This window comes from Agrobacterium sp. MA01 (genome assembly GCF_009650195.1).
GTDB lineage: Bacteria > Pseudomonadota > Alphaproteobacteria > Rhizobiales > Rhizobiaceae > Allorhizobium.
In genome coordinates this window covers 1771082-1784437 of sequence record NZ_CP045854.1, presented here as the reverse complement: position 1 = coordinate 1784437, position 13356 = coordinate 1771082, and the positions used below count along the sequence as shown (strand labels likewise).

Genomic DNA, 13356 nt, shown 5'->3' with positions numbered 1-13356 from the left:
ACAATGACAAAATCGCATATCAAAGTCACGATCAATGGCAAGGCTGTCGAGGCTCTCGTCGAGCCGCGCACGCTGCTGATCCACTTCCTGCGCGAGCAGCAGAACCTGACGGGCGCCCATATCGGCTGCGACACCGGCCATTGTGGGGCCTGCACGGTCGATATGGACGACATGTCGGTGAAGAGCTGCATGACCTTCGCCGTCCAGGCCGATGGCGCCAGCATCACCACGATTGAAGGCGTCGCCAATCCGGACGGAACGCTCAGCGCTCTGCAGGAGGGCTTCCGCATGATGCACGGCCTGCAATGCGGATACTGCACGCCGGGCATGATCTTGCGCGCCCATCGTCTTCTTCAGGAAAACGCCAATCCGACCGAGGAGGAAATTCGCTACGGCATCGCCGGCAATCTCTGTCGTTGCACCGGCTATGTGAACATCGTCAAGGCCATCCAGTATGCGGCGGCCAAGATCAATGGAACACCGTTTCAGGAGGCCGCGGAATGAACGAGCAAGTCAAAATTGACACCGATCGCGCCGAGCGGACCGAAAAGCTGCAGGGCATGGGGTGCAAGCGTAAGCGCGTCGAGGACATCCGCTTTACGCAAGGCAAGGGCTCCTATGTCGACGACCTGAAACTGCCGGGCATGTTGTTCGGCGATTTCGTCCGGTCGCCCCACGCGCATGCGCGCATCGTCAGCATCGACACGTCGCGCGCCAAGGCGCTGCCGGGGGTGATTGCGGTGCTGACAGCTGCCGATCTGAAGCCGCTTGGCCTGCACTACATGCCGACGCTTGCCGGCGACGTCCAGGCGGTTCTGGCTGAAGAGAAAGTGCTGTTCCAGAACCAGGAAGTCGCCTTCGTCATCGCCGAGGATCGCTACATCGCCTCTGATGCGACCGAACTTGTTGATGTCGTCTATGAGGCGCTGCCCTGCATCGTCGACCCGTTCAAGGCCATGCTCCCGGATGCGCCGATCCTGCGCGAAGACATCAAGGACAAGATGGTTGGCGCCCACGGACCGCGCAAACATCCCAACCACATCTTTGAATGGCAGATCGGCGACAGACAAGCGACAGACGATGTTTTTGCCAAGGCGGATGTGACGATCAAGGAAATGCTGGTCGACCACCGCACGCATCCATCGCCGCTCGAAACCTGCCAGTCGGTCGCCTCGTTCGACAAGGTAAAGGGCGAACTGACGCTCTGGGGTACCTTCCAGGCACCGCATGTCATCCGCACGGTCGTCTCGCTGATCTCCGGCCTGCCGGAACACAAGATCCACGTGATCGCGCCGGATATCGGCGGTGGCTTCGGCAACAAGGTCGGCGCTTATGCCGGCTATGTCTGCTCTGTCGTCGGCTCGATCGTGCTGGGCGTGCCGGTCAAATGGGTGGAAGACCGGATGGAGAACCTCTCCACCACATCCTTTGCCCGCGACTATCACATGACCACGGAACTGGCCGCCACCAAGGACGGCAAGATCCTCGGCATGCGGGTGCATGTGCTGGCCGATCACGGCGCTTTCGATGCCTGTGCCGACCCGTCCAAATGGCCGGCCGGTTTCATGAACATCTGCACCGGCTCCTATGACATTCCGGTCGCACATCTGGCCGTCGATGGTGTCTATACCAACAAGGCGTCCGGCGGTGTCGCCTATCGCTGTTCGTTCCGGGTAACGGAGGCGGTGTTTGCCATCGAGCGCGCCATCGAAGTCTTGGCCCAGAAGCTCGGCATGGATGCCGCGGAGTTGCGGATCAAGAATTTCATCAAGGCCGAGCAGTTTCCCTATCACTCGGCGCTCGGCTGGGAATATGACAGCGGCGACTATCACACCGCCATGAAGAAGGCGATGGACGCCATCGACTATAAGGCCCTGCGTGCCGAGCAGGCGGAAAAACGCGAGGCATTCAAACGCGGCGAAACGCGCGAGTTGATGGGCATCGGCATTTCGTTTTTCACCGAAATTGTCGGCGCGGGACCGGCAAAGAACTGCGACATTCTCGGCATCGCGATGTTCGATTCCGCTGAGATCCGCATCCATCCGACCGGCTCCGTGATTGCCCGGATGGGCACCAAGAGCCAGGGGCAAGGGCACGAGACGACCTATGCCCAGATCATCGCCACCGAACTTGGCATTCCCGCCGACGACATCATGATCGAGGAGGGCAATACCGATACCGCACCTTATGGTCTCGGCACCTACGGCTCCCGCTCAACCCCGGTTGCCGGCGCTGCAACCGCAGTTGCTGCCCGCAAGATCAAGGCCAAGGCGCAGATGATCGCCGCCCATATGCTCGAAGTGCATGAGGGCGATCTGGAGTGGGATATCGACCGATTCCGCGTCAAGGGCCTGCCAGAGAAGTTCAAGACGATGAAGGAGATCGCCTGGTCGGCCTATAATGCCCCGCCGCCGAACCTCGAGCCCGGTCTGGAGGCGGTCAACTATTATGAGCCGCCGAACATGACCTACCCCTTCGGCGCCTATTTCTGCGTCATGGATATCGACGTCGATACGGGTGTGGCCAAGACGCGGCGCTTCTATGCGCTGGACGATTGCGGCACGCGCATCAATCCCATGATCATCGAGGGACAGGTGCATGGCGGGCTGACGGAAGCCTTCGCCTGTGCCATGGGCCAGGAGATCCGCTACGACGAGATGGGCAATGTCATGGGGGCGTCCTTCATGGACTTCTTCCTGCCGACCGCCGTCGAGACGCCGCATTGGGAGACGGACTTTACCGTCACGCCCTCGCCGCATCATCCGATCGGTGCCAAGGGCGTCGGTGAAAGCCCGCATGTCGGCGGCGTGCCGTGCTTCTCCAATGCGGTCAACGACGCCTATGCCTTCCTCGATGCCGGCCATATCCAGATGCCGCATGATGCCTGGCGGCTGTGGAAGGTCGGCGAACGTCTCGGGTTGCACGGGTAAGTACGGATCAGTCAATGGCAGTGACACTTCCTCAGGAGAAGATTGCCGCGCAGATGGCCGCGGTCGGGTATGTGCCCGATCGCGACCTGTCGACCGCGCTATGGCTGATGGACAGCCTGTCACGGCCGCTGCTTCTGGAAGGCGAGGCAGGTGTCGGCAAGACGGAGGTCGCACGCGCCCTGGCGCTGGCGCATGAAACAAAACTGATCCGGTTGCAATGCTATGAAGGGCTGGACCAGAGTTCGGCCCTCTATGAATGGAATTACCAGCGGCAGTTGCTGGCGATCAAGGCGCGCGAAGGCCTCAATGCCGACGAGGTCGAAGAGGCGATCTTCTCCGAAAAATACCTGCTTGAGCGGCCTCTGCTGGCCGCCATCCGGCAGGCCAAGGCACCCGTTCTGCTGATCGACGAGGTTGATCGGGCAGACGAGGAGTTCGAGGCCTTTCTTCTGGAGCTTCTATCGGATTTCCAGGTGTCGATACCGGAACTCGGGACGATTACGGCGACGACCATTCCGCGGGTTATCCTGACCAGCAACGGAACCCGCGAGTTGTCCGACGCGCTCAGGCGCCGGTGCCTCTACCATTACGTCGATTTTCCTGATGTCGACCGCGAGGCGCGGATCATCCTGTCGCGACTGCCGGGCGTTGATGCGGCACTGGCGCTTCAGATCGCTTCGATGGTGGGCCTCATCCGCAAGGAGGACCTGCGCAAGACACCGGGTGTCGCCGAAACGCTCGATTGGGCCGCAACGCTTGCCGGCCTCGACATCCGGCATCTGCATGACGAGCCGGAAGCGGTTCATGAAACCTTGATGTGTCTGATCAAGACGGCCGAGGACAAGGCCCGCATGTCGCGCCATGTTACCGAGCGACTGCTCGGAAAGGTGGCCTGAGATGGGCGCACTAGGGAAGGCCGAGCCAGATCTGGGCGACTTGATGCGGACGAAGCTCTCCGGCTTCGTGGCGACGCTGCGCGACAATGGTTTCATTGTCGGTCTTGCAGAATATCGTGATGCGCTCACTGTGATGAGCGGCGACAGTGCCAGCCGGCCTTCGCGGCTGCGCCCGGCGCTCAGATCACTGTTTTGCAGCCGACATTCCGACTGGACGATGTTCGATGAGATTTTTGATGCCTTCTGGCTGAAACGGGGCATGAAATCTGCCACGAGGATGTCGGGCGCACCGCAAAAGGCCCCTGACGGGGTGCAGGCGGCCGCGTCCGGAGCGCGCGGTCAGGGGGCCCAAGAACACGCGGATCATGTCCAGCGTGGTCAGGGTGAAGAGGCTTTCGAGACCGGCGAAACCCGGCGTGAGGGCGCGTCCCGCGCCGAGTTCATCGGCAAGACCGACTTCCGGCACCTGACGCATCCGGACGATCTCGCCGAGGCGCATCGCCTGGCTGAACGCCTCGCCGTTTCGATGCGTGCGCGCATCACGCGGCGCATGCGGGCACGGCGCCAAGGCCAGCGGCTTGATCTCAGGCGCACGATCCACAAGAGCATCGCGAATGGCGGCACGCCGATACAGTTGGTGTTTCGGAAGCGGCGGGAAAAACCGCTGCGGCTGGTCGTGCTTCTCGACGGCTCCGGCTCGATGAGCCTCTACTCGGCGGTGTTCCTGCGCTTCATGCATGGCGTGCTCGACGCATTTCGCGAGGCCGAGGCATTCCTTTTTCACACGCGCCTCGTTCATATCGCGCCGGCGCTGCGGGAGCGCGATCCGCAGCGTGCCGTCGAGCGGATGGCGCTGATGGGCCAGGGAAGCGGCGGCGGAACCCGCATCGGCGACAGTCTTGCAACCTTCAACAGATGGCATGCGAAACGCTGTATCCATTCGCGCACCTGCGTGATGATCGTGTCTGATGGTTACGACACGGGGCCGGCTGAGCGGCTGGGCGACGAGATGCGGGCGCTCCGGCGGCGGTGCCGGCGGATCGCATGGCTGAACCCGATGATCGGCTGGCAGGACTATGCCCCGGAGGCGGCCGGTATGAAGGCGGCGCTTCCTTACGTCGATCTCTTTGCGCCGGCTCACAACCTGGAGAGCCTCAAGGCGCTCGAACCCTATCTGGCGAGGATCTGAGCATGCAGGACACCTCCGATATTCTCGATCTGGTCAGTCAGACCAAGGCGCGTGGAGAGCCCTTTGCCATTGCAACGGTCGTCCGCACCGTCTCGGTTACGGCTGCCAAGGCGGGTGCCAAGGCTGTGGTCTTGGCAGACGGTAGCATCTCTGCCGGCTGGATCGGCGGCGGTTGCGCCCGTGGTGCCGTGCTGAAGGCTGCGGGTGAGGCCATCCGCGACGGTCAGCCTCGCCTGATCAGCATCCAGCCGAAAGACCTGCTTGAGGTGCAACAGGTCAAACCCGGCGACATGAAGGACGGCGTGTTCTACGCCCGCAACATGTGCCCGAGCCAGGGCACGATGGATGTGTTCGTCGAACCCGTCCTGCCGCGCCCGCACCTTGCTATTCTTGGCGCCTCTCCGGTGGCTGTGGCCCTTGCCGATATCGCCCGGCGCATGGGGTTCTTCGTCACGATCTGCGCGCCGCAGGCCGATCATGCCGCGTTTGGCATCACGGACCGGATGGTCGATGGTTTCGACCTCCCAACCGACGGCTCACAGCAAGGATATATTGTCATTGCGACCCAGGGACGCGGTGATAGCGCAGCGCTGAAGGCGGTTCTTGGCATCCAAAGCCGCTATACCGGCTTCGTCGGTTCGCGCAAGAAATTTGCGGCGCTGAGACGCGACCTGGAAGGCGACGGGATCGATGCCAGAGCGTTGGACGACATTCACTCGCCGGCAGGCCTCGACCTCGGCTCCATTACACCAGACGAAATTGCCTTCTCGATCGTCGCGGAAATGATCGAGATCAGGCGACGCGGCCAAAGAAACGCATAATGGGAGAACAATCATGGACATGAACGGATCACAACGCATAGAAGCGTCGCGCGAAGCCGTCTATGCGGCTCTGAACGACGTGGACATCTTGCGCCAGTGCATACCCGGCTGCGAATCCATCGAGAAGACGTCCGAAACCGAGATGGTCGCCAAGGTGACGCTGCGCATCGGCCCGGTCAAGGCGAGCTTTGCCGGCACTGTCACCCTGTCCGATCTGGATCCGCCGAATGGCTATACGATCTCTGGAGAGGGGTCAGGCGGCATGGCCGGTTTTGCCAAGGGGGGCGCCAATGTCACGCTCGAACCGGATGGCGATGCAACAATTCTGCACTATGTCGTGAAAGCCGAAATTGGCGGCAAGCTGGCACAGATGGGCAGCCGGCTCATCGACAGCACGGCGAAGAAACTGGCGGGCGACTTCTTTGAGAAATTCGGCGCGGTTGTCGGCGAACCGGCTGTAGTAGAGCCGCTTGCTGTCGAAGAACCTTCTGAAGAGAAGGCCAGCAAGGGGTGGATGAGCCGCATCCTCGGTACCAGCACCACAGCCTTCCTCATTCTCGCCCTCACGCCGGGCCTATGCTGCATCGCCGGCGATCATTCGGCTATGGGGGAAGACATGATGATGTCCTCGATCTGTTCAGAGCAGCCAGGGTTGCTCTGAACACCTGCCGGCCTTTCGTTGCGTGTAAGCGGTGCGCAGGAAAACTTGAGGCATTTCTCCCAAGAATCTGGTTTTCGTCCATATTGCTTTTGAGGCGTTCACATCCACCAAGCTGTTCCGATTCACGATGCCTTGCGGCTCTGGTCCCAGATCACAAGCGTTTCAGGAATACAGTGCAGGTGTGCGTGAACGGCACGCAAATGAGATTTCCAGTCCCGACTTTGCCTGCGGGAACCAGATTAGAGACCTGTGATCGTTCCATCCGATACTGGCTTGTCGTCCGGTTTCAACCGCCTGGCCTTGGCGTCGCCCAACATCAAAAAATCACTTCATTTCGCATCGCATGCATCCGGCCTAGCCCGCCATTTGGCCCGCTACAACCACTGAAATTCGGCGCGAAGACATGCGACGAAATGGAGTGTGGAAGATGGCAAAAGCTACCTTTTGTGTTGTACGTTCAATACGATACGAGCCAAAAGTAGATCGATCGAGACTCAACGGTAGGCAGACACCCGGTCCGCCACGAAACACAAATGTCCATACCGAATACTTGCGTGATCGCTCGCGCCGGAGCACGGTGCCCTCCCCCGAACCTGAAGTACGCCCTACGGCGGTTGCCCTCCGGAGCTGCCCGCAAGGATTTCGCGTGCCGCGCCCGGGTGGAGCTCTGTTTTTTCCGCAAGATCGATCAGATTGTAATCATTGATTTAGCCGATCACCAACGCCCGTGTCCTATTCTGGATCAAGGCAGGTTGGCAGGATTGGTTTCATGCGTGTGACGGTGGCCCTGATGATCGCGGCGGTGTTCAGCATCCTGGCGATCAAATATTCCGAGCAATCCCTCGGTGGCGGACGGTTGACTGCATCTGCGACCGATGTTTCCGCAGGTTGATCTTCTCAGACGACCCGGGTTGTGGCTTTTCGACCACAGCCTGCTGTCTTTCGATGTATTTCCAGCTTGAAAGCGGCCTCAGAGGAACCGGTTTTGCCGCAATCTCGTTGAGGATCGCCAGGCAGGAGCAAAGACCATGAGATACATTTTCATCCTGCTGATCGCCTCGGTGCTCAGCATACTCGCCTTAAAATACGCGAACAATTCGCTCGGCGGCGGCGAACTGATGGCATCGCCGATGGATGTGTCGCAGGAAACCTGATTGCACAACCGTTCATCCGGCGGCTCAGAATGCGCCGCCCCGTCAGCCTAGAAGGCCATCCAGCCATTCACGCGACAGGCGTGTTTCCAACTCCGTCGCCAGATCGTCCAAGGCCGCGTCGACACTCGCCCGATAGTTCGTTCCGCCGCCATGAACCCCGAAACTCTCGAGAAGCTTGCGTCTATAGGCGTCGCTCGAGAACAGCCCGTGCAGGTAGGTTCCGATAACGCGCCGATCGGCGGAGCCCGCACCGTCAGCCCGGCCGTCGATGCGGATCGGGGCTCGCAGCGTATCCGGTCCTTGGGTCACCCCGAGATGGATCTCGTAACCCGCGAGAGCGACGTCGTGTTCGAGAGAGTGGGCCTCGCTGTTGCGGACCGTTTTTTCCGGCGCCATCACGGTTTCGACGTCGAGCAGGCCAAGTCCGTCAACTGTGCGTGGCGCGCCTTCCAGACCAAGGGGGTCGGAAATCTGGCGACCCAGGATCTGATAGCCGCCACAAATGCCGATTACGCGTCCGCCGCGCCTGACATGCATTGCAAGATCCCGGTCCCAGCCGTGGCTCCGTAGTTCCTCCAGATCCGCAATCGTGGCCTTGGAGCCAGGCAGGACCACCAGGCCAGCATCGACAGGCAAGGGTTCGCCTGCGCGGACATAAACGAGATCGACCTCCGGTTCGGCTGCGAGCGGATCGAGATCGTCGAAATTGGCAATGCGCGACAGGACGGGCACGGCGACCTTCAAGGCGCCGCCGGTGCCCTTGACCAGGCGTTCCAGGACGACGGAATCCTCTGCCGGCAGGCGCGCGGCGGCCTTCAGCCAGGGGATGACGCCGAAGCAGGGCCAGCCGGTAAAGGTGCCTATCGCCGAAAGACCGTCGTCGAACAGCGTGACGTCACCACGGAACTTGTTGATGATGTAGCCGATGATCTGGGCGCGATCCTCGTCCGGCAGTATCGTATGCGTGCCCACGAGGGAGGCGATCACCCCTCCCCGATCGATGTCTCCGACAAGCACTACAGGCACGCCGGCGCGGGTGGCAAAGCCCATATTGGCAATATCGCCCGCCCTTAGGTTGATTTCGGCGGGCGAGCCGGCGCCTTCGACGATGACGAGGTCCTTACCCGCACAGACAGTTTCAAAACTTTCAAGGACGGCGCCCAAAAGCTGCGGTTTCAGCCGTTGGTAGTCACGACCCTTGGCCTGGCCGAAGACCTTGCCCTGGACGATGATCTGGCTGCCAGTTTCGCTCTGGGGCTTGAGCAGAACAGGATTCATGTGAACGGATGACGGCGTGCGGGCGGCGAGCGCCTGGAGCCATTGCGCACGGCCGATCTCCCCGCCGTCATCGGAGACGGCTGCGTTGTTGGACATGTTTTGCGGCTTGAAGGGCGCCACCTTGAGCCCCCTGTTCGCAGCCAGACGGCACAGTCCGGCCACAAGTATCGTCTTTCCGACATCCGATCCTGTCCCCTGCAACATGATCGCTCGTGTCATCGTATCCTGTCCCGTTTCCGCCGCGGCATTGTCTGCCTATTTTTCATGATCTTGCAGCGATCTCGCCCGCAAAGTTGATGCAAATGCGACACTGCGGCAGCCTGTCGCGGCCGATAGCTCAGCAGTTGATCATTTGCGACATTCAATGACGGTTTGCGCGCTGGTGCGGAGACTTCGCAGTGATTATCTGCTGCTCGAAACCAGCGCCCTCAAGAGCGCGGCAATCTAGGAAACACCCATGCTCTACATCCTGCAGAACCGCAATAGCCTGGCTATCGCCTGGAACGGCCGCGCGCCGCAGCACAAGACCATCGCACGCTGGGAAGTGCGCAATCCGATCTCGTTTCGCAAGGGTTGATTCTCAGCTGGCGGCCCATAGCTGACTGCGCCTCTTGCGAAGTCACTCTGACTACCGGTCGAGCCTGAAAAACAAAACGCCCCGGGACGCAATAATCGATCCGGGGCGCAACCGACAGTAACGCGTCGGCCCTCTCATCTACCGCTGTAGATGTTACCGGATCGTTAGCCCGCCGCCGCGGGCGACATTTTTTCAATTTTTTTTGTACCTGCACGCGCGCGCCTTCGCGCCTGTCATATTGACGCAGTTGGGACAGGTTAGGTCTCACGTTGGATTGCAGCCAAACCACGCTTCTGTTCCGCCCGATACAACTGCTCGTCCGTTGGGCGCATTGACCTCGCGCCGATGCCGAAATGCGGCAAAATCAGTCGCAACAATAGCTTGGCGCCGCTGCCGCCGTTGATGACAGGGGTCGCGAGAGGTTGATTTTCGGAACCAAAGACGTAGGCTTAGTGTCGTGACACGAGGTCGACGGGCAACAACGCCCCTTAAGACAAGGCCTGGTCCACTGGATGACGCACCGGCCAGACGCGTCCGGGCGCTCATGCGCATGAAGACAAAATTGGCAGCGCGGTCCGCAGTAGCCGCCCCTGCCCTTCCCGATGAACGCTGCAAGATAAGACTGGGAGGTCTTAACTCCATGAAGAAGCTGATTGCTTCCACCATTCTCGCCGCGGGTCTCTACGCAGTTGCCGGCTCTGCCCAGGCTGCCGAATGCGGTGATGTTTCGATTGCCGAAATGAACTGGGCGTCGGCCGGTGTCGCCGCCTATGTCGACAAGATCATCCTGGAAAGCGGCTATGGCTGCTCGGTGACGGTCGTCACCGGCGACACGATGCCGACGTTCGCCTCCATGAATGAAAAAGGCCAGCCGGACATGGCTCCGGAATTCTGGGTCAATGCCGTGCGTACCGCGCTTGACGAAGCCATTGCCGAAGGTCGTCTGATCCAGGCCGCCCCGTTGCTGTCGGATGGCGGCGTGGAAGGCTGGTGGATTCCGAAGTTCATCGCCGACGCCAATCCGGACATCAAGACTGTCGAAGATGCGCTTGCCCGTCCGGAGCTTTTCCCGGCGCCGGAAGATGCAACCAAGGCTGCAGTGACCAACTGCCCCTCGGGCTGGAACTGCCAGGTCTCGACCGCCAATCTCTATCGTGCACTCGGCGCCAAGGAGAAGGGTTTCGAGCTGGTTGATACCGGCTCGGCTGCCGGCCTTGACGGCTCGATCGCCAACGCTTTCGAAAACAAGAAGGGCTGGCTCGGTTATTACTGGGCTCCGACCGCAATTCTCGGCAAGTACGAGATGGTGAAGCTCTCCTTCGGCGTTGAACATGATAAGGCCTCCTGGGATGCGTGCACCGCCGTTCCAGACTGCGCTGATCCGAAGGTAAATGCCTATCCGGTTTCCGACGTCTACACCGTCGTCACCAAGGGCTTTGCCGAAAAGGCAGGCGTTGCCATGGATTACGTGAAGACCCGCAAATGGGACAACGCGACCGTCGGCAAGGTTCTCGCCTGGATGGAAGAAAACCAGGGCACCAACGAAGACGGCGCCAAGCACTTCCTCGAAACCTATCCGGACATGTGGACGACCTGGGTCGCCCCTGAGGTCGCCGAAAAGGTCAAGGCGTCTCTCTAAGCAAGATCGACGACTAACTGCGGCGGGCCCTGGTGCCCGCCGCGCTTTCTGCGAAGCGGCATGCCGCATCACGCCATTCAACGACTCCCGACGTCGCAGACGGCATGAATTCCCTTCCGGAACTCAATTAGCCTCTCACTCGGGAATATGGCATCGCCGTCAGGGGCCCATCGCAGCGTTTCACACGTCATAAAGTGCGAGGGTCGACAAGGGGAACGAGATGGCTTCGACTTTATGTAACTACCTGCCCGAAGTGCTGTGCAGGTTTCCAGAAATCGACGATACCGTCATGCGCGTCGCGCGGAAGAGTATCGATGACAGTTTCAAGGGCTTCGTGCGTGCCTATGGCAATGTCATCGACGCGGTGACCCATCCACTACAGCTCTTCCTGAACTGGCTTGAAGCGCTGTTCGTCAGCACGCCCTGGTTCATCTTTCTGGCGGTCATGGTCCTGATTGTGTATTACGCCAGCCGCAACATGCGCATCGTAGGTTTGACGATCATCGGCATGCTGTTCATCGGCTTCGTCGGTCTCTGGGAAGATACGATGATCACATTGGCCATCGTCACCGTGTCCACTCTGCTCGCCATTATCATCGGCATCCCGCTGGGGATCCTTATGGCGCGGTCAGACAGAGCCCAATCCATCATCAATCCGATCCTTGACGTCATGCAGACGATGCCGAGTTTCGTCTACCTCATTCCGGTCGTCATGGTCTTCGGCATCGGCAAGGTTCCGGGCGTCATCGCCGTTGTCATCTATGCCGTTCCGCCGATGATCCGCCTGACCAATCTCGGCATCCGACTGGTCGATCGCGAAGTGCTGGAAGCGGCAGATGCTTTCGGGTCCTCACCGCGGCAGAAACTGATGAACGTGCAGATCCCGCTCGCGCTGCCGACCGTCATGGCCGGCATCAACCAGACCATCATGATGTCGCTCGCCATGGTCGTCGTCGCCTCGATGATCGGTGTCGGCGGGCTCGGCAAGAACGTGCTGCAGGCGATCTCCAACCAGTTCCTGACGATCGGGTTCCTCAACGGTTTTGCGCTCGTTGCCATCGCCATCATCTTCGACCGCGCCAGCCAGGCTTACGGCAAGCGCCTTCAGCGCCACACGGAGGTGGTCCATGGCTAGTCACGACATCGAAATCCGCAATCTCTACAAGATCTTCGGCCCCAATGGCGGTGCCTTCATCGACCAGGTGAAGGCCGGCATGTCGAAGTCGGAGCTTAATGAGACCCACGGACATGTGCTTGGCCTCAAGGATATCAACATCGAGATGCCCGGCGGCGGCATCACCGTCGTCATGGGCCTGTCGGGCTCCGGCAAGTCGACACTGATCCGCCACATCAACCGGCTGATCGAGCCGACGTCGGGCGAAGTTCTCTATGACGGCGTCGACGTCTGTCAGATGACCCCGCTGGAGCTTAGAGAGTTTCGCCGCCACAAGACGGCGATGGTGTTCCAGAAATTCGCACTGCTGCCACACCGCACCGTGCTCGAAAACACCGTCTATGGTCTCGACATCCAGGGCATTCCACGCTCAAAGAGCGAGGAGATCGGTCGCCGCTGGATCGACCGCGTCGGGCTCTCGGGCTTCGAGGGGCATTATCCGAACCAACTCTCGGGTGGCATGCAGCAGCGTGTGGGGCTTGCCCGGGCGCTCTCCAACGATGCTGACATTCTGCTGATGGACGAAGCCTATTCGGCTCTCGATCCGCTCATCCGCGTCGATATGCAGACGGTTCTGCTCGATCTGCAGCAGGAATTGAAAAAGACTGTCGTCTTCATCACCCACGATCTCGACGAGGCGCTGCGTCTCGGTGACAAGATCGCGATCCTGAGGGATGGCGAGGTCATTCAGCAGGGTTCCGGCCAGGACATCGTGTTGCAGCCGGCCGACGACTACATCTCGGCCTTCGTCAAGGAAGTGAACCGCGGCCGTGTCATCCGTCTCGACACGATCATGGGGCCTCTGACCGGGACTGCCGAAGGTCTCGCGATGCCGGGCGCAACGGTCTTGGAGGCTGCAGCCCGCACCATGACGGATGCCCGGCAATCGAGCGCAGTGGTCACCAACGACGGCGGCACGCCAATCGGACGCGTCGATCTCCAGCAGATCATTGCCGCCATGGTCACGCCGAAGAGTCACGAAGACAACCAGATCGCCGCCGAATAGCGACGATACCAATCGATGTCTTCTACAATAC

12 protein-coding genes are annotated in these 13356 nt (G+C 60.4%); 11 read left to right on the top strand and 1 reads right to left on the bottom strand.

The annotated features are described in order from the left end of the window. Window positions 1-3: 3 nt before the first annotated feature. The 8 genes from GH983_RS08760 to GH983_RS24460 all read left to right on the top strand — a co-directional run bounded on the left by GH983_RS08760 (window position 4) and on the right by GH983_RS24460 (window position 7651). Complete coding sequence (locus GH983_RS08760) at window positions 4-504, top strand: (2Fe-2S)-binding protein (RefSeq protein ID WP_069041398.1); 501 nt, start codon at window positions 4-6, stop codon at window positions 502-504. Beyond that, the gene (locus tag GH983_RS08755) at window positions 501-2930 is read left to right on the top strand and encodes an aerobic carbon-monoxide dehydrogenase large subunit (protein ID WP_054148100.1); all 2430 of its coding nucleotides are present in this window, start codon (window positions 501-503) and stop codon (window positions 2928-2930) included. Before GH983_RS08760 ends, GH983_RS08755 begins: the two co-directional genes overlap by 4 nt. A 14-nt stretch (window positions 2931-2944) precedes the next feature. After that, the gene (locus GH983_RS08750) at window positions 2945-3826 is read left to right on the top strand and encodes a MoxR family ATPase (RefSeq protein ID WP_153762180.1); all 882 of its coding nucleotides are present in this window, start codon (window positions 2945-2947) and stop codon (window positions 3824-3826) included. 1 nt (window position 3827) lies between these two features. Beyond that, window positions 3828-5015 carry a VWA domain-containing protein gene (locus GH983_RS08745; RefSeq protein ID WP_153762179.1) on the top strand — a complete coding sequence of 396 codons (1188 nt, stop codon included), beginning with the start codon at window positions 3828-3830 and terminating at the stop codon, window positions 5013-5015. A gap of 2 nt (window positions 5016-5017) precedes the next feature. Then, window positions 5018-5836, top strand: coding sequence for an XdhC family protein (locus GH983_RS08740; protein ID WP_069041401.1), 819 nt, complete (start codon window positions 5018-5020; stop codon window positions 5834-5836). 13 nt (window positions 5837-5849) lie between these two features. Next, window positions 5850-6497 carry a carbon monoxide dehydrogenase subunit G gene (locus tag GH983_RS08735; protein WP_054148096.1) on the top strand — a complete coding sequence of 216 codons (648 nt, stop codon included), beginning with the start codon at window positions 5850-5852 and terminating at the stop codon, window positions 6495-6497. A 769-nt stretch (window positions 6498-7266) separates the two neighbouring features. Next, entirely contained in the window at window positions 7267-7389 is a 123-nt protein-coding gene (locus tag GH983_RS24465) for a hypothetical protein (protein ID WP_256367282.1), read from the top strand. 136 nt (window positions 7390-7525) lie between these two features. Next, window positions 7526-7651: a hypothetical protein gene (locus GH983_RS24460; protein WP_256367281.1), complete on the top strand. Its 126-nt coding sequence runs from the start codon at window positions 7526-7528 to the stop codon at window positions 7649-7651. A 42-nt stretch (window positions 7652-7693) separates the two neighbouring features. On the opposite strand, the gene GH983_RS08730 is transcribed toward GH983_RS24460, so the two are convergent. Next, on the bottom strand, window positions 7694-9148 hold the full coding sequence (locus tag GH983_RS08730; RefSeq protein WP_069041403.1) for a cobyric acid synthase: 1455 nt from the start codon (window positions 9146-9148) through the stop codon (window positions 7694-7696). Window positions 9149-10146: 998 nt separating this feature from the next. Here GH983_RS08730 and GH983_RS08725 point away from each other — a divergent pair. The 3 genes from GH983_RS08725 (at window position 10147) to GH983_RS08715 (ending at window position 13325) form a co-directional block, all read left to right on the top strand. After that, complete coding sequence (locus GH983_RS08725; protein ID WP_069041404.1) at window positions 10147-11145, top strand: ABC transporter substrate-binding protein; 999 nt, start codon at window positions 10147-10149, stop codon at window positions 11143-11145. 220 nt (window positions 11146-11365) lie between these two features. Then, entirely contained in the window at window positions 11366-12280 is a 915-nt protein-coding gene (locus tag GH983_RS08720; protein WP_054148093.1) for a proline/glycine betaine ABC transporter permease, read from the top strand. Further along, entirely contained in the window at window positions 12273-13325 is a 1053-nt protein-coding gene (locus GH983_RS08715; protein ID WP_153762178.1) for a glycine betaine/L-proline ABC transporter ATP-binding protein, read from the top strand. The genes GH983_RS08720 and GH983_RS08715 overlap by 8 nt, the downstream gene beginning before the upstream one ends. The last annotated feature ends 31 nt before the right edge of the window (window positions 13326-13356 follow it).